Here is a 17068-nt window from a genome sequence, read left to right as displayed (position 1 = left end):
TTGTTTTCAAATTGGTAAAAATTAACCGCAAAAATCATTCGTATTTTGCTCATCAGACCAGATCGGTTTGTTAAAAATTTTCAACAAATTCAACATTTAGAAGTAATACTGGAAAAATTGTAATTCAGTTTCGATGGGTAACTATTTACCTTAATTTCGATCTGGCCTACACTAGATAGGTAAATTGGTATTACCAATAGGTGGGTGGCAAACAAAGTTGTTTACAATTTGGCCACCCCTTTTCGTAAGTGGAGAGGCACAACGCGTATGCGCCAAGGCCGCAAAAAATTGTCAGATGTGATCACCGAACAACTTGAATCAATGATTCTTGACGGTACGCTTTTGGCTGGCCAGAAGCTTCCTCCCGAGCGGGAATTAGCAATGCAGTTCGATGTCTCCCGTCCTTCGCTTCGGGAAGCTATTGGTAATCTTCAGGCAAGAGGCCTGGTTGAACGCAAGCAGGGAGGTGGAACGTTTGTCAGCCACAACCTTAACGCCGCGATGACCGACCCTCTTATGGCGCTTATTAGCCGCCGCCCTGAAACACAATTTGATTTACTCGAATTTCGGCACGCCCTGGAAGGTATGGCGGCGTATTACGCTGCACTTCGCGGTCAGCAGGAAGACTATCAGGCGCTACAGGCAGCGCTTGACAATTTGCCACAGCCCGGGCCTAAGGAGAGTAAACGCCCTCTGGCAGAAGCGGTTGGTGAGTTTTACATGGTAATGGCACGTGCTTCACACAATATGGTGTTGTTGCATGTTATGAGCACCATGCAAAGCATGTTAGTAGAGAATATAGAACGTAACTTCGAGATGTTTACCCTTCATCAAAATGATGAGGTAGACATCAATGCGGAAGTAACCAGACAACGCAAGGAAATACTGGCGGCTATTGCGTCGAGAGACCCGGAAGCAGCACGACAGGCATGTAATGCTCATCTTGCGTTAATTGAGAAAACCCTCCTGGCGATTAATCAGCGTGACACACGAGTGCAGCGCGCGTTAAGACGTCTGGAGATTTAAGGCACGGCCTTAAGCAAAGAAATACTTGCCAGTTTGTATAGGTAAGAGAAGAAAAAACGGTGAGCCGGTTTGGTTCATACAAAGTACAACCTAGTTTAGTCTTTCCATCCTCCGATTGCGGTCGGGAAGGATGGTTTTTCACTATCAGCAACAATAGGATGGCACCATGACTGAAATGATGCACCAAGATGTGGATCCGCAAGAAACACAAGAATGGCTGGAGTCGTTAGAGTCAGTATTAGAAGAAGAGGGCGTTGAACGTGCTCATTTTTTACTGGAATCACTGATTGAAAAAGCACGCAGAAATGGTGCTCACTTGCCGTACGACGCAACCACGGCCTACATCAATACGATTCCACCAGGACAAGAGCCGACCATGCCTGGTGACCAGACTATTGAAGGCAAAATTCGCAACGCTCTGCGTTGGAATGCCCTGATGATGGTTTTACGTGGTTCTAAAAAAGATTTGGAACTGGGTGGACACATTTCAAGCTTTGCGTCTTCTGCCATGTTGTACGATGTGGGCTTCAACCACTTCTACCGCGCACCTAATGACAAAGACGGCGGCGATTTTGTTTTGTATCAGGGCCACGTAGCGCCAGGTATTTACAGCCGTGCATTTATTGAAGGTCGATTGACTGAAGAGCAACTCGACGGTTTCCGTCAGGAAGTAGATGGCAAGGGTATTTCTTCTTATCCTCACCCTAAACTGATGCCTGACTTCTGGCAGTTCCCAACTGTATCCATGGGCCTTGGCCCTATGCAGGCTATCTATTTAGCACGTTTTCTCAAGTACCTTACAGATCGCGGCATCAAAGACTGTTCAGAACAGCGCGTGTGGTGCTACATGGGTGACGGTGAGTGTGACGAGCCAGAAAGCTTGGGTGCTATTGGTCTTGCCGCTCGCGAAGGCCTGGACAACCTGACTTTTGTCATCAACTGTAACCTGCAGCGTCTTGATGGCCCTGTTCGTGGTAATGGCAAAATTATTCAGGAACTGGAAGGCACATTCCGCGGTGCTGGCTGGGAAGTTATCAAAGTGATTTGGGGTCGTTATTGGGATCCTCTGCTCGCCCGTGATACATCTGGCAAGCTGCTCGATCTGATGAATGAAACCATCGACGGCGAGTACCAGAACTGTAAAGCAAAAGGCGGTGCTTACACCCGTGAGAAATTCTTCGGTAAATACCCTGAGCTGAAAGAAATGGTATCAAACATGTCAGATGAAGATATCTGGCGTTTGAACCGTGGTGGTCACGACCCGGTTAAAGTTTACGCTGCCTATGACCGCGCAACGAAAACCAAAGGCCGTCCACAGGTAATTCTGGCGAAAACCGTTAAGGGTTACGGTATGGGCGCATCTGGTGAAGGTAAAAACATTGCCCACCAGGTTAAGAAAATGGACAAAGAAGCGGTTAAACAGTATCGCGACCGCTTCAACATTCCTGTATCTGACGAAGCATTAGCTGATCTGCCGTACTACAAGTTCGATGAAGACAGCGAAGAAATGAAGTATTTGCGCGCCCGTCGTGAAGCGCTACATGGTTATATGCCGGTACGTCGTGCAAAAGCATCTGAAGAGTTACCAGTGCCTGCGATGAAAGCATTCGAGGCCGTTACTAAAGGCTCAGGTGATCGTGAAATTTCTACCACCATGGCATTTGTTCGCGTACTGACCGCACTGCTTAAAGACAAGCAAATTGGTAAGCGCATCGTACCTATTATTCCTGATGAGGCCCGTACGTTTGGTATGGAAGGCTTGTTCCGTCAGGTCGGTATTTATTCTTCGCAAGGTCAAAAATACGAGCCGCAGGATTCTGACCAGGTTGCGTATTACCGCGAAGACAAGAAAGGGCAGGTTCTGCAGGAAGGTATTAACGAACTGGGTGCCATGGCGTCATGGTTGGCTGCGGGTACTTCATACAGCACAAACGACCTGCCAATGGTTCCGTTTTATATCTACTACTCCATGTTTGGTTTCCAACGTGTGGGTGACCTGGCGTGGGCCGCTGGCGACTCACGTACCCGTGGGTTCCTGGTAGGTGGTACTGCCGGACGCACCACGCTGAATGGTGAAGGCTTACAGCACCAGGACGGTCATTCCCATACTCAGGCTGCACTTATTCCAAACTGTGTGAGTTACGATCCAACCTATGGCTACGAAGTGGCTGTAATCGTGCAGGATGGTTTACGTCGCATGCTGGAAGAGCAGGAAGACGTGTTTTATTACCTCACCGTAATGAACGAAAACTACAAGCAACCTGAAATGCCTAAAGGCGTTGAAGAAGGAATCGTTAAAGGTATTTATAAGCTTGATACCGTGGGCAAGAGCAAGAAGCAGGTGAAACTGCTGAGTTCAGGTACCATTCTTGAACAGGTTCGCGAAGCGGCTGAAAAGCTGTCTTCAGATTACGGTGTAGAAGCAGAAGTATACAGTGTGACGTCTTTCAATGAACTGGCCCGAGATGGTCAGGATTGTGACCGTTACAACATGTTGCACCCTGAAGCCGACAGTAAAGTGCCGTTTATCACCGAAGTGTTGAACGACGGTAACGATGGCCCGACTATCGCTGCAACTGACTACATCAAAAACTACGCTGAGCAGGTACGTGATTTTGTACCGGGTGCATACCGTGTGCTGGGTACTGATGGCTTTGGCCGTTCAGACAGCCGCGCAAACCTGCGTCGTCATTTTGAGGTTGATGCTGCATACGTAACTTACGCTGCACTGTACGAGCTGTACAAAGCAGGTGATGTTGATGCCAAGACCCTTTCTAAAGCTATGAAAGATCTGGGTATTGATGCCGAGAAAGTTAACCCACTTTACGCTTAAGGAAAGGGAGACTAACGAACATGGCAGATATTAAAGACGTACTCGTACCAGACCTGGGTGAAGATCAGGTTGAAGTCATCGAAATTTGTGTTGCTGTGGGCGATTCTGTTGAAGCAGAAGATGCCCTGGTAACAGTAGAAAGTGACAAAGCCAGCATGGACATCCCTGCACCTTTTGCAGGTAAAGTGTCTGAGCTGAAAGTTAGCGTAGGTGATAAAATTTCTGAGGGTGATTTACTGGCAAAGCTGGAAGCAGCGGGTGCTGAAGACAGTGCGCCTGCTGAAGAAAAGCCCGCTGAAGCGCCTGTGGCCGAATCACCTAAAGAAGAAGCGCCAAAAGAGGAAGCTGCTCCTGCAGCATCTTCTGGTGGCAGTTCCGTCATTGAGGTTACCGTACCAGATATCGGTGATGCTGCTGATGTTGACGTGATTGAAGTGTTGATTGCCGAAGGCGATACCGTGGAAGCGGAAGATGGCCTGATTACACTGGAAACCGATAAAGCCACCATGGACGTACCTTCCCCACAAGCAGGCAAAGTTGTCAGCCTGAAGGTAAAAGAAGGTGATAAAGTTTCTGAAGGCTCTCTGGTTCTGACGCTGGAAGTAGGAAGCGGCGAAGGCGCTGCACCAGCTCAGGAGTCAGCACCTGTGGCAGAGTCTGCTCCGTCGGCTGAAGAAGCACCGGCCCAAGAGGCTGCAGAAGAAGAGATTGAAGTTCAGGTACCTGATATCGGTGGTGATACCGATGTAGACGTTATCGAAGTGTTGGTTGCTGAAGGCGATACCGTAGAAGCGGAAGATGGCCTCATTACACTTGAAACCGATAAAGCGACTATGGACGTTCCGGCACCGAAAGCCGGTACTGTTACTAAGTTGCTTATCAAACAAGGTGATAAAGCGTCACAAGGTACACCGGTTATTATGTTGAAAGTGAAAGGTGCAGCGAAACCATCTGCGCCTAAGCAAGAAAGCAAACCTGCAGCTGCGCCAGCGCCAGCAGCCAGTGCGCCACAACAGAAAGCGCCGCCTGTACCACACCATCCTTCTGCTGGTAATAAGCAGAAAACCGGTAAGGTTCACGCTTCGCCTTCAGTACGTCGTTTGGCCCGGGAGTTTGGTGTCGATCTCAGCCAGGTTGAAGCTTCAGGCCGCAAAGGTCGTATTCTGAAAGAAGATATTCAATCTTACGTGAAACACGAATTGTCGCGACCTAAAGCAACAGCTGGTGCTGTCGCACAAGGCAACGGCGGTGGTTTGCAGGTTATTGCGCCACCTAAAGTCGATTTCTCCAAATTCGGTGAAATTGAAGAGAAGCCATTGACGCGCATTCAGAAAATCTCTGGCCCTAATCTGCATCGCAACTGGGTAACTATTCCTCATGTGACTCAATTTGAAGAAGCAGACATTACTGATCTTGAAGCGTTCCGTAAGGATCAAAACAAGCTGGCTGAGAAGAGAAAGCTGGGTGTGAAGATCACGCCGTTGGTATTCATGATGAAAGCCGTTGCCGATGCACTGAAAGCCTATCCGGTATTTAATACTTCGCTTTCTGCAGACGGTGAGTCTTTAATTCAGAAAAAATACTACCATATCGGTATTGCAGTAGACACTCCTGGAGGCCTGGTGGTGCCGGTAGTGCGTGATGTTGATAAGAAAGGCATCATAGAGATTTCCAAAGAGTTGATGGAAATCAGTGTAAAAGCCCGCGATGGTAAGCTTAAAGCTGCTGATATGCAGGGTAGTTGTTTCACTATTTCCAGCTTAGGCGGCATCGGTGGCACAGCATTTACACCTATCGTAAACGCACCAGATGTAGCAATTTTAGGTGTATCGAAGAGCGACATTAAGCCGAAGTGGAATGGCAGCGAGTTTGAACCTCGTTTGATGGTGCCGTTATCATTGTCATACGACCATCGTGTTATTGACGGCGCGGTGGCGGCAAGGTTTGCTGTACACTTAAAAGCAGTATTGGAAGACATGCGTCAAATGCTGCTGTAGTTAAAGAGTAAAAGGGGAGGTGTTTAGCCTCCCCTTTGTGATATTTATTGGATAAAGAGCTGTGACGGCTTTACGGGCTTATCAGCCCTCGTTACAATCGGTAACGCATATTATTCAAATGTTTGGACAGATTTGAGGTCACAATGAGCGAAATTAAAACGCAATTGGTGGTACTGGGCGGTGGCCCTGGCGGTTACTCAGCAGCATTCCGTGCTGCTGACTTAGGCATAGAAACAGTAATAGTAGATTCCCGCGACCAATTAGGCGGTGTGTGTCTTAATGTTGGTTGTATTCCTTCTAAAGCGCTGCTGCACGTTGCTAAAGTAATGAAAGAAGCGAAACACCTTGCCAGCCACGGTGTAACGTTTGGCGAGCCAACCATCGATTTAGACAAAATCCGCGATTACAAAGACAGCGTTGTCGCTAAGCTTACTGGTGGCCTCGGCGGTATGTCTAAAATGCGTAAAACCAAACACATCCAGGGTTACGGTAAATTTACCGGTGCTAATACCCTAGAAGTGGAAGGCAAAGACGGCAAAACCACGATTACCTTTGAAAAAGCCATTATTGCTGCAGGTTCTGAACCTGTATCACTGCCTTTTATTCCTGAAGACGACCGCGTAATCGATTCCACCGGCGCACTGGAAATGAAAGATATTCCAGAAAAAATGCTGGTATTGGGCGGCGGTATTATCGGTCTTGAGATGGGTACCGTATACGAAGCGTTGGGCTCAAAAATTGATGTTGTTGAATTCCTCGACCAGCTGATCCCAGCTGCTGACAAAGACATCATGAAAGTCTTTATGAAAGACTATAAAGACAAGTTCAACATTATGCTGGAAACCAAAGTAACCGCGGTTGAAGCAAAAGACGATGGTCTGTATGTGACATTTGAAGGTAAGAACGCGCCTAAAGAACCTGTTCGTTACGACAAAGTATTAGTTGCAGTGGGTCGTCGTCCAAACGGTAAGTTGATCGGCGCGGAAACCGCTGGTGTTGCCGTTGATGAGCGTGGTTTTATCAACGTTGATAAGCAAATGAAAACTAACGTGGACCACATCTACGCCATCGGCGATTTAGTTGGTCAGCCTATGCTTGCGCACAAGGCGGTTCACGAAGGTCATGTTGCCGCTGAAGTAATTGCTGGTAAGAAGCATTTCTTCGACCCGCGTTGTATTCCTTCTGTTGCCTATACCGAGCCAGAAGTTGCCTGGGTTGGCTTAACTGAAAAAGAAGCAAAAGAGCAGGGCATTTCATACGAAACTGCAGTTTTCCCTTGGGCTGCTTCTGGTCGCGCTATTGCATCTGATGCTACAAACGGCATGACCAAAATGATTTTCGAAAAAGAGACAGCCCGTGTAATCGGTGGTGCCATGGTGGGTACCAATGCCGGTGAGATGTTAGGTGAAATTGGTCTTGCGATCGAAATGGGTGCTGATGCAGAAGATGTTGCATTAACCATCCACGCTCACCCCACGCTCAATGAATCTATTGGCTTGGCATCTGAAATCTTCGAAGGCAGCATTACTGACCTGCCTAACCCTAAGGCGAAGAAAAAGTAAGTTTTTGCTAATTTATAAAAAACGAGGCATTGCCTCGTTTTTTTATGTCATTTGCACTAGTTTGCTTTCGCTGTGGGAACCTTTTTAGGGGTAACCGTCAGGTTGCTTTCACATTGTTTGCTCACCTGTTTTGCTTTCATGGATTTCACTGTTTCCGGGCAGTAACCCTTACGGCAGCATTGTGACAAGCGTGCTTCGTGCTGGGCACAGCGTTCATGGATAATACGCACTACGTGTTTTCTCAACCATTGTAAACCCTGATCGATATCCTGGCGTTTATGCCACAAAATGGATATTGGTGTGGGTTGTATTTCAACAGGGGTTTCGAACACCGCCAATCGCCCTGAGAAAATGTCGTCCTCAACGACTAGTGATGGTGCTACGCAAATAAGGTCGCTTTGATCCAGTAACGGCGGTACGTTGTAAAAGTCATTAACTGTCATCGCAATACGCCGTCTTAAACCAATGTTATTTAACACCTGATCTGTGGGCCCGTTAATGTCACCGGTGATGGAAACCAGCAAGTGGTCGGCTTTTACAAAGTCTTCCAAAGTAAGCTGCTCAGTGGCGAGTGGATGACCTGGCCGCATGACAACAACGTATTTTGGATCCATCAAATACTCGCTGCGAATGACTGAACTGGGCTGTACATATTTGGTGATGGCCAATTCCGCTTCTGCATCTTTTAATATTTTTTCGCTGTCGAGATTAGAGTTGGGAATCGCGTGAATATTCACCCCAGGAGCCTCGCGTTCGATGATTTGTCGTAACGGTCCCCACACCATATTAACGATGGTGTCTGTGGCGGCAATACGGAACGTGCGTCGGGAGGTACCTGGGTCAAAGAGGGCAGGGTTTACCGCATTCTCAAGTTCGCTTAACGGGTGTTGGATCTGACTCCACAGGTTTCTGGCAAACGTGGTGGGTTGAATACCTCTGCCATCTTTAACAAACAGTTCGTCACCCCAGGCACTGCGCATGCGAGACAACGCATTAGATACCGCTGGCTGTGTCATCGCTAAGCGGTCGGCAGCACGGGTAATTGCGCCTTCTGTCATAATGGCGTCAAAGATCATGAGTAAACTTAGGTCTTGGGTTTTCATATTCTTTCCCTCTCATCTTATGAGCTCAATATATAATATGAAATGATGTGTTGTATATAAATATATAATTATTTTTATTGAATTGAGCTAGGCATAATGCGCATCATTCAACGTCAATGAGAGCGCAACACATGAAATCACTGCTTAAACTGTCTTTAGCTATTGGGGTAACTGTCTTCCTCACTGCATGTGGTGGAAATGAAACCCATTCTGAAAATATGGCCGCTTCAGCTCCTCAGGGGATCCCGGTAGATGTAGCACCGGTAATTAGTAAAGAAATTGCCCAGTGGGATACTTTTACTGGACGTCTTGAAGCGCCGCAAACTGTGGAACTGCGCCCGCGGGTGTCAGGTTATATCGATTTTGTTGCTTTTGAGGAAGGGCAATGGGTTGAACAGGGACAAACCTTATTTCTTATCGACAACAGGGCCTTTCGCGCCGAAGTAGAACGGTTGTCTGCCCAGTTAGAAGATGCAAAAAGCCGCCTGCGCCTGGCGAAACAAGAAGCAGACAGAGCCACTTCTTTGCGTCGTACAAATGCAATTTCATCAGAAGTAGCCGATGCAAGAACCGCAGCTGTTGAGCAAGCACAAGCGAATGTGGCGTCTACACAAGCGGCGTTGGATGTGGCTGAGCTCAACCGTGGATTTGCTCGTGTGGAAGCCCCGATTTCCGGCCGTATTTCCCGCGCCAATATTACTGCCGGAAACTTTGTAACAGCTGGCCAAAGCGTATTGACATCTATTGTCTCGACCGACCGTTTGTATGCATATTTCGACATTGATGAAAGTACTTACCTTTCATACGTAAATAGTGCGCAACAGGGCAGCAAATCACTGGCTCGTTTACCGGTTGCCATGCAACTTGCCAACGAAAAGGATTATGGTTACTGGGGTCAGCTGGACTTCGTCGATAACCGGGTAAATCCGAATACGGGCACGATTAAAGTCAGAGCAGTGTTTGATAATGCTGAAGGCAAATTGGTACCCGGTTTATTCGCTCACTTACGATTAGCCAGTGGCGATACTAAAGATCGTATTTTGATAGACGAAACGTCAATAGGTACAGATTTAAACAACAAGTTTGTACTGGTTGTAGATGACAACAACGTGCTTAGCTATCGCGCAGTACAATTGGGTGACAAAGTAGGGGCTCTGCGTTTTATTAACAGCGGCCTGGCTGCAGGCGATACCGTGGTTGTTAATGGCTTACAACGGGTTCGCCCCGGTGCCACTATTGCCCCTAACGAAGTATCTATGCAAGACAGTGACGCTTTTAAGCAATTGCAGGCATGGCAGCGTTATATCACTGATAATAGCGATTTGACTGCAGCGACGCTTACAGCGCCAGCGCCTAAGGGAAGTCGTTAATGAATTTCTCCCGTTTTTTTATACACCGGCCTATTTTTGCTGGTGTTTTGTCATTGCTAATTTTTATCGGCGGCGCTATTGCGGTATGGCAGTTACCTATAACCGAATATCCAGATGTTGTGCCGCCTACGGTTGTGGTTACGGCAAACTATCCTGGCGCCAACCCCAAAGTGATTGCAGAAACAGTCGCCACGCCGTTAGAGCAGGAAATTAACGGCGTAGAGGACATGTTGTATATGTCCTCTCAGGCCAATTCAGATGGGCGCATGACGTTAACTATCACTTTTGCTATTGGTACAAACCCAGACGATGCCACCACTCTGGTTCAAAACCGGGTGAACCGGGCTTTGCCCCGTTTGCCACAGGAAGTGCAACGTTTGGGGGTGGTGACTGAGAAGTCATCGCCGGATCTTACCATGGTGGTGCACCTAACCTCGCCAGACAGTCGCTACGACATGCTTTACCTGTCGAACTACGCTGATCAGAACGTAAAAGACGAACTCAAGCGCATCACAGGGGTAGGTGAAGTGCGCCTTTTCGGAGCGGGTGAATACAGTATGCGGGTTTGGCTCGACCCCAACAAAGTGGCTGCGCTTAACATGAACCCCGGAGATATTATCGCAGCAATTCAGTCGCAGAATCAGCAAGCTGCTGCGGGAAGCTTAGGTGCTCAACCTTCGGGGAACAGTGAGTTTCAGCTCCTAATCAATGTTCGGGGGCGCTTGCTCGACGAGGCTGAGTTCAGCGATATTATCGTTAAAACTGGCGCAAACGGCGAAATTACCCGCTTAAAAGATGTGGCGAGAATAGAGCTGGGGGCAGATTACTATACCTTGCGTTCTTTGCTCAACAACAAACCCGCGGCGGCATTACCTGTATTCCAGGCACCGGGTTCCAATTCCATACAAATAAGTGATGATGTGCGCGCAGCCATGGCCGAACTGTCGAAAAGCTTCCCTGAGGGGCTGAGCTATGACATTGTTTACGACCCAACGGTATTTGTACGCGGTTCAATTGAAGCCGTGGTAAACACCCTTTTTGAGGCGGTGTTATTAGTTGTGCTGGTGGTTGTGCTGTTTTTGCAAACCTGGCGCGCGTCTATTATTCCACTGGTGGCCGTACCGGTATCACTGGTGGGTACGTTCGCCTTTATGCAAATGATGGGCTTTTCATTAAATGCGCTGTCATTGTTCGGGTTAGTGTTGGCAATTGGTATTGTGGTAGATGATGCCATTGTGGTGGTGGAAAACGTTGAGCGAAATATCGCTGATGGTCATTCACCCATTGATGCCACCGTCATAGCGATGAAAGAAGTCACCGGCCCCATTATTGCCACTACCTTGGTCTTGGCTGCTGTATTTATTCCCACTGCGTTTATGTCAGGGTTGACCGGGCAGTTTTATCGACAGTTTGCTCTCACAATCACTATCTCAACAGTGATTTCGGCCATCAACTCACTCACCTTGAGTCCTGCGTTGTCAGCGTTATTGCTAAAACACCATGACGCGCCAAAAGACTGGCTTACCAAGGGCATGGATAAATTGTTTGGTGGCTGGTTATTTAAGCCGTTCAATCGCTTGTTTGACCGTGGCGCTAATGCCTACACCAAAGGTGTGGGTGGACTCATTCGCAAATCAGGTATTGTAATGGTGTTGTATGTGGCCATGCTGGGGCTCACATGGCAGCAATTTAGTGACACACCTACCGGGTACGTTCCTGCACAGGATAAAATGTATCTGATTGGCTTTGCTCAATTGCCTGATGCCTCGTCGTTGTCCCGTTCGGAAGATGTGGTTCGCAAGATGTCTGCCATCGCGTTGGAGCAGGACGGTGTGTCTGACGTTGTTGCCTTTCCCGGCTTGAACATTAACGGTTTCACCAATAGTCCGAGTTCCGGGGTAGTTTTTTTCCCCCTTGATCCCTTCGAGGAAAGAGAAGCAAAAGGCTTGTCTGCCGGTGCCATAGCGCAACAACTGAATATGAAATTCGGCGCGATAAAAGAGGCGTATGTAGCAGTGTTTCCACCTCCACCAGTTCTTGGGCTGGGTACCATTGGTGGCTTCAGGTTGCAAATTCAGGACAGAGGTAATTTAGGCTTTGAAACACTGAATACGGTCACACAACAAGTGGTACAAAAAGCGTGGGCAGACCCTGTACTGACAGATACCTTCAGCAGTTACCGGGTCAGTGTTCCGCAGCTGGATATTGATGTTGATCGCACCAAAGCCATCAGTATGGGAGTGGATATTGATACCCTGTTTGACACTCTGCAAACTTATCTTGGCTCGGTTTACGTGAATGATTTCAATCTGTTTGGTAGAAATTATCAGGTAAACGTACAGGCCGATGAAACCTTCAGGCAGGATGCAGAGCAAATAAGCCAGTTTAAAGTGCGGAATAATCAGGGAGAAATGATTCCTCTGGGAGCATTTCTTACTGTGAATCATACTGCGGGGCCTGATCGGGTAATGCACTACAACGGTTATGTAACGGCGGAAATAAACGGTGCGCCAATGCCAGGGTTCAGTTCAGATGAAGCGAAAGCAGCCATTGAGCAAATCCTCGATGACACATTGCCCATTGGCATGACTTACGAGTGGACAGAGCTGACATATCAGCAAATTCTCGCAGGCGATGCATCTTTGTATGTGTTTCCACTGGTGGTGCTGTTGGTATTTTTAGTACTGGCGGCGCAATATGAGAGTTTGTCTCTGCCACTGGCGATTATTCTGATTGTGCCCATGACGTTGCTAAGCGCACTGGTTGGCGTCGGTATTTACGGCGGTGACAACAATATATTCACCCAAATTGGGTTAATTGTATTGTTTGGCTTGGCCACAAAGAATGCCATCCTTATTGTAGAGTTTGCAAAAGAGTTGGAAGAAGAAGGACGCACTGCACTGGAAGCAGTTAAAGAAGCTTGTCGATTGCGCTTGCGCCCCATTCTAATGACATCCATTGCATTTATTATGGGTGTGATGCCCATGGTGATTTCAACAGGTGCCGGAGCAGAAATGCGCCAGGCAATGGGCGTGGCGGTATTCTCCGGTATGATTGGCGTTACGTTCTTTGGTTTGGTGCTTACGCCGGTATTCTATTCACTGCTGAGGCGTAAAAAGAGCGCATAGCCAGCAGGATAGTCAGGCGCAGTTCCCTCAAGCTAAGACCCAAGAGGAACTGCTTTTAGCCGCTCTGTAAAAAGAGCGGTTTTTTTTTATTTGGTGAAATGCCATCGGGAGCTCGCCATAATTCATCACAATTCACCGTTGTATCGCCTTATTTAGTCGGTACATTATCGATGTTGACATAAACTATATGGCAAAGTGCTTTAGCGTAAACAAAACAAGGAAATAGTGCACATTATGACGAAATCTTCAGCAGCCATCGTAGGTATAGGGCTTATCGCAGCTCTTGGATTATTGGGTGCGCAACTATCAGATGCGTTAATGGCTTTTAAAGCCTGGGACAGGGTTGTGACGGTTAAGGGGTTATCTGAAAGAGAGTACCCTGCTGACCATGTTATCTGGCCTATTCAATATACAGAGGCGAGTAATGATCTATCCGCACTTTACACTACTCTGGAAGGCCATGCTGCTACAATCAGGGCGTTCTTGTCGGAACACGGTGTGAGTGATGGAGAAATTACGGTAAACCAGCCGGAAGTCACCGATAAGCTGGCTCAACAGTATGGTGGAGGTAGCAGCGTCAAATATCGCTACAGAGCCAGCCAAACTATTACCGTGTACTCAGACGACGTGGACAAAGTCAGAGCGATCATGCCCGCTGTTACCGATTTATTAAAGGAAGGGATAGTATTTTCTGCTCAGCAATGGGACACCAAACCGCAATTCGTTTTCAGTCGTTTAAACGATGTGAAACCCGAGATGGTTGAAGAGGCGACAGTCAATGCAAGGGAAGTGGCCGAAAAGTTTGCCAGGGACTCGCAAAGCCAGCTCGGCAAAATAAAACGGGCAAACCAGGGGCAATTCTCTATTAGTGACAGAGATGGTCATCATCCGTACATCAAAAAAGTCCGTGTTGTGTCCACAATCGAATATACACTCATTGATTAGCTGGCTTGAAAAAGTAGCAATTGTCTACAAAAACCTTTATTTTGTGCCGTTATCTGCGATAGCGGCGAGCAGGGGAATGTACTAACGTTACCCTACGAATGATTGATTAAATCACTGAGCGTTCAGTGTTATTATACTGGCGCTCAGGTTTTCACGGAAAGACTCTGAAGGAGGTGTTGTGGCAGTAAAAGCTAGTCATCCCGATCAGATGGAGTTTTTCGATGTGCCCAGCCCGTGTATTGGCGTGTGTCAGTCGGGGCCGAAGGGGCTGTGCGTGGGTTGCTATCGCACCAGAGATGAAAGGCTGTACTGGCTAAAAATTGATGATGCCGCGAAAAGAACAATCATCAGGGCTTGCCAGCGCAGAAAAGCTCAGGCATTGAGAAAACCTGCCGCTGGGTTGGATGAAAGCCCGGCTTTGCCAGTGCAAGGCAGTTTATTTGATAACGACAACAACTAATCGAATGGGAACGTTCATGGAAAAGTATGTTGAGTATGCAACTCAGTCTTTTACTCTGCCCAATATTTGTTTAAGGCTGCGGGATATGCTTGATGACAATCGCTCAGATATGGACGATCTCGCCAGGCTTATTGGTATAGACCCATCGCTCACTGCAAAAATTCTCAAGATGGCCAATAGCGCCTTGTTTCGATTTCCCTCACAGGTCGACTCTATTACAAAAGCCGTTAGTGTCATAGGCGGTGAAGCGCTTTACAACCTGGTAATGGCTGAAACTGCAAGTACCGCATTCAAGCATTTTAACAGTGACCATATTCGCTTAGACAAACACTGGGTGCAGTCAGTTTATAATGGCTTGGTAGCGAAAAATATTGCCAAACTTTGTCATATACGGGGAAGTGAGCGCTTCTTCGTAATGGGGATCCTTCACAACTTAAGCGAATTGGTGATTGCAAAACACGAGCCGGAGAAATATCTGAAATACATTCAACGCTCTTCAGAGTTACTGCCGTGGGAAAATCAGCGGGAGGAGTTTGGTTTTTCTTTTGCAGAGTGCTCTGGTGCGATCATGGAGAAGTGGAAGTTACCGTTGCCCTTGTTCTATCCGGTAAGCCATGTTCATGATTTGGACAAACAAACTGCTGATATTGATATTGGTTTGTTGGCGTGCTCCTTGCGCGTTACAATTCGCGAAAAAAATAAGGCTGCGTACGGCAATATTGAACTTTTGCCGAGCAATGCGGCCAATAATCTGAAGGTAAGTGGAGAGGATTTGGCGAATGCTGTCAGCCATGCGAACAGCGAAACTGACAAAATAGCCTTCGAAATAATATAAATGAGTCTCCACGGATGGTTAACATTGCGCTAAATAAAGTCTAAAAAAATCATGTTGAATCCGTTTAGAACGAGATTGCTGGTATTCATTTGTCTGCTTAGTAATGCGCTACCTGTGGTAGCAGCAGACCGCAATCTTATTAAAACGCTCTATCATTCTGATTTTGATATGAATGGTGAAGAGGGCAAACCGCGCTTTACCCTGGATGGTGAGGTGGGCATTATCACTGCAACAGGAAATACTAATGCCACTACTTTTAAGGGGGCATTGCGTTCAGAGCACGAGACGAGAAACTGGGCAAACAGTTACTCGACGGAAATTTTTTACAAAGAAAGTCGGGCAGACGATGATGACGGCAACGAGGTCAGTACCGTTACTGCACAACGTTTTTTTAGTTACGCCCAGCTCGATTATAAATTGATGAACCCTGGCCAGCGTACATTTATGTATGGTGACTATGAAAATGACAGGTTCAATGGCTACGACTACCGTGCGTCACTGGCAGCTGGCTGGTCTCAGCGTTTGTGGAATGAAGAAGACAGCTCATTTCGTTATAGCGTAGGTCCGGGGTATGCCTTTGTGGCGCCAGAAGAAGGCACTGAAAGCAATATTAATAGTGGTTTTATTGTTAGGGCTTCCGGTGAGTATCATTATGAATGGCACACGGGAGCCAGGCTGCGGCAGTTTATGAGTGCAGAAGTGGGCGCAGACAACGTTAAGACCCGCTCGGAGACAGCATTGTCGGCAAGCTTGTTTGACTCATTGGCAATGAAGTTGGCATTTAATCTGGCGTATGAGACCGACCCACTGGAAAGTGCAAAAGGCCTGAACACAGAGACGTCGGTCTCTATCGTTTATCGCTTTTTTTAAAGAATAATCATAAATCGACGACGCTGAAAGACAGCGCGCAGTACGCAACGCCCTATGTGGGCGGGTGCGCTTTTTGATATGGAAGCGCCTTAGGAATAGGGCGGTAAGCATCGGGCTGTCATATTCAGCTTGGTGTATGTAACGAATGAATCTTAAGTATAAATAGGAAGACACATGAAGAAGCAAGTTCTAGCAATCGCACTTATGACTGCGGCAGGGGTATCGACTGCTCAGGCTCAGGACAATGAAAAGCCGTTTACGCTTGAAGGTGGTCTTGGTTTTATCTTTACTTCAGGTAATACCGACACAACCTCAATCAACGCGTCACTTGTTGGCCATCAGGAGCTGGAAAAGTGGAGTAACGATTACAACATTGAAGGGCTTTACAAGAAGGAAACTGTGCAAGATGACAACGGCGACGACGTAGAGCGTACATCTGCACAAAAGTTCTTCGCTTCTGCTCAGGGTAACTACAAACTTGAAAACCCTGATTATCGCTTATTCGGATTTGCTTCATATGAAGACGATCGTTTCAGCAGTTATAACTATCAGTCTACCCTGGCTGCGGGTTGGAACCAAAAGTTGTGGGACAACGAAACTACGAGCCTTGAGTATTCGATTGGTCCGGGTTATTCATGGGCAGAGACAAATGAAGATGAAAAGCAAAACAGCTTCATTGTTCGTGCTTCTGGCGAATTCAGCTGGTTAATTTCTGATACTGCTAAGTTTTCTCAAACAATGAGTACGGAAGTGGGTAGTGAGAATACAAAATCACGTGCAGAGTCTGCGTTGACGGCAACCATCAGCGGTAACTTGTCGATGAAATTGTCTGTGCGTTTGGACCATAACTCCCGTGTTAACGAAGGCGTTGAAAAGCTGGATACAGCTACCGCTGTTACATTGGTTTATAACTTCTTCTAAGTTAAAAACTGTATCCCG

12 protein-coding genes are annotated in these 17068 nt (G+C 47.3%); 11 read left to right on the top strand and 1 reads right to left on the bottom strand.

Translation table 11 applies throughout. From position 1 onward, the window contains the following. The first annotated feature begins 267 nt into the window (after nt 1–267). The 4 genes from ACXACM_RS17800 (at nt 268) to lpdA (ending at nt 7418) form a co-directional block, all read left to right on the top strand. Nucleotides 268–1026, top strand: a complete 759-nt coding sequence (locus tag ACXACM_RS17800) for a GntR family transcriptional regulator (RefSeq protein ID WP_474823417.1) — start codon at nt 268–270, stop codon at nt 1024–1026. 166 nt (nt 1027–1192) lie between these two features. Continuing rightward, nucleotides 1193–3859 (top strand): pyruvate dehydrogenase (acetyl-transferring), homodimeric type, encoded by a 2667-nt coding sequence (gene aceE / locus ACXACM_RS17795; RefSeq protein ID WP_474823416.1) that lies wholly within the window; start codon nt 1193–1195, stop codon nt 3857–3859. 20 nt (nt 3860–3879) lie between these two features. After that, entirely contained in the window at nt 3880–5856 is a 1977-nt protein-coding gene (gene aceF / locus ACXACM_RS17790; protein ID WP_474823414.1) for a pyruvate dehydrogenase complex dihydrolipoyllysine-residue acetyltransferase, read from the top strand. A 143-nt stretch (nt 5857–5999) separates the two neighbouring features. Further along, nucleotides 6000–7418: a dihydrolipoyl dehydrogenase gene (lpdA, locus tag ACXACM_RS17785; RefSeq protein ID WP_474823413.1), complete on the top strand. Its 1419-nt coding sequence runs from the start codon at nt 6000–6002 to the stop codon at nt 7416–7418. Between the two features lie 56 nt (nt 7419–7474). Here the strand turns inward: lpdA and ACXACM_RS17780 are convergent, their stop codons facing one another. Then, nucleotides 7475–8521 (bottom strand): LysR family transcriptional regulator, encoded by a 1047-nt coding sequence (locus tag ACXACM_RS17780; protein ID WP_474823412.1) that lies wholly within the window; start codon nt 8519–8521, stop codon nt 7475–7477. A gap of 131 nt (nt 8522–8652) precedes the next feature. Here ACXACM_RS17780 and ACXACM_RS17775 point away from each other — a divergent pair, with 131 nt between their 5' ends. From ACXACM_RS17775 to ACXACM_RS17745, 7 genes are all read left to right on the top strand, one after another. After that, on the top strand, nt 8653–9891 hold the full coding sequence (locus ACXACM_RS17775; RefSeq protein ID WP_474823411.1) for an efflux RND transporter periplasmic adaptor subunit: 1239 nt from the start codon (nt 8653–8655) through the stop codon (nt 9889–9891). Further along, on the top strand, nt 9891–13019 hold the full coding sequence (locus ACXACM_RS17770) for an efflux RND transporter permease subunit (protein ID WP_474823409.1): 3129 nt from the start codon (nt 9891–9893) through the stop codon (nt 13017–13019). The genes ACXACM_RS17775 and ACXACM_RS17770 overlap by 1 nt, the downstream gene beginning before the upstream one ends. 234 nt (nt 13020–13253) lie before the next feature. Beyond that, nucleotides 13254–13964, top strand: coding sequence for an SIMPL domain-containing protein (locus ACXACM_RS17765; RefSeq protein ID WP_474823408.1), 711 nt, complete (start codon nt 13254–13256; stop codon nt 13962–13964). Nucleotides 13965–14142: 178 nt separating this feature from the next. Continuing rightward, nucleotides 14143–14424 carry a DUF1289 domain-containing protein gene (locus ACXACM_RS17760; protein WP_474823407.1) on the top strand — a complete coding sequence of 94 codons (282 nt, stop codon included), beginning with the start codon at nt 14143–14145 and terminating at the stop codon, nt 14422–14424. A gap of 16 nt (nt 14425–14440) precedes the next feature. Then, on the top strand, nt 14441–15259 hold the full coding sequence (locus ACXACM_RS17755; protein WP_474823406.1) for an HDOD domain-containing protein: 819 nt from the start codon (nt 14441–14443) through the stop codon (nt 15257–15259). Nucleotides 15260–15310: 51 nt separating this feature from the next. Then, nucleotides 15311–16129, top strand: coding sequence for a DUF481 domain-containing protein (locus ACXACM_RS17750; RefSeq protein WP_474823404.1), 819 nt, complete (start codon nt 15311–15313; stop codon nt 16127–16129). Between the two features lie 174 nt (nt 16130–16303). Then, nucleotides 16304–17050 carry a DUF481 domain-containing protein gene (locus ACXACM_RS17745; RefSeq protein ID WP_474823403.1) on the top strand — a complete coding sequence of 249 codons (747 nt, stop codon included), beginning with the start codon at nt 16304–16306 and terminating at the stop codon, nt 17048–17050. Nucleotides 17051–17068: the final 18 nt, after the last annotated feature.

This window comes from Alteromonas sp. AWQ4_252, from assembly GCF_056158205.1.
Note: the sequence above shows the minus strand (reverse complement) of the source record. Positions and strands in the feature narration are given on the sequence as shown.

Excerpts from the sequence above, each read along its gene's own strand:
- ACXACM_RS17770 (WP_474823409.1), top strand. The coding sequence starts at position 9,891 with ATGAATTTCTCCCGTTTTTTTATACACCGGCCTATTTTTGCTGGTGTT.
- ACXACM_RS17750 (WP_474823404.1), top strand. The coding sequence starts at position 15,311 with ATGTTGAATCCGTTTAGAACGAGATTGCTGGTATTCATTTGTCTGCTT.
- lpdA (WP_474823413.1), top strand. The coding sequence starts at position 6,000 with ATGAGCGAAATTAAAACGCAATTGGTGGTACTGGGCGGTGGCCCTGGC.
- aceE (WP_474823416.1), top strand. The coding sequence starts at position 1,193 with ATGACTGAAATGATGCACCAAGATGTGGATCCGCAAGAAACACAAGAA.
- ACXACM_RS17775 (WP_474823411.1), top strand. The coding sequence starts at position 8,653 with ATGAAATCACTGCTTAAACTGTCTTTAGCTATTGGGGTAACTGTCTTC.
- aceF (WP_474823414.1), top strand. The coding sequence starts at position 3,880 with ATGGCAGATATTAAAGACGTACTCGTACCAGACCTGGGTGAAGATCAG.
- ACXACM_RS17755 (WP_474823406.1), top strand. The coding sequence starts at position 14,441 with ATGGAAAAGTATGTTGAGTATGCAACTCAGTCTTTTACTCTGCCCAAT.
- ACXACM_RS17780 (WP_474823412.1), bottom strand. The coding sequence starts at position 8,521 with ATGAAAACCCAAGACCTAAGTTTACTCATGATCTTTGACGCCATTATG.
- ACXACM_RS17765 (WP_474823408.1), top strand. The coding sequence starts at position 13,254 with ATGACGAAATCTTCAGCAGCCATCGTAGGTATAGGGCTTATCGCAGCT.
- ACXACM_RS17800 (WP_474823417.1), top strand. The coding sequence starts at position 268 with ATGCGCCAAGGCCGCAAAAAATTGTCAGATGTGATCACCGAACAACTT.
- ACXACM_RS17745 (WP_474823403.1), top strand. The coding sequence starts at position 16,304 with ATGAAGAAGCAAGTTCTAGCAATCGCACTTATGACTGCGGCAGGGGTA.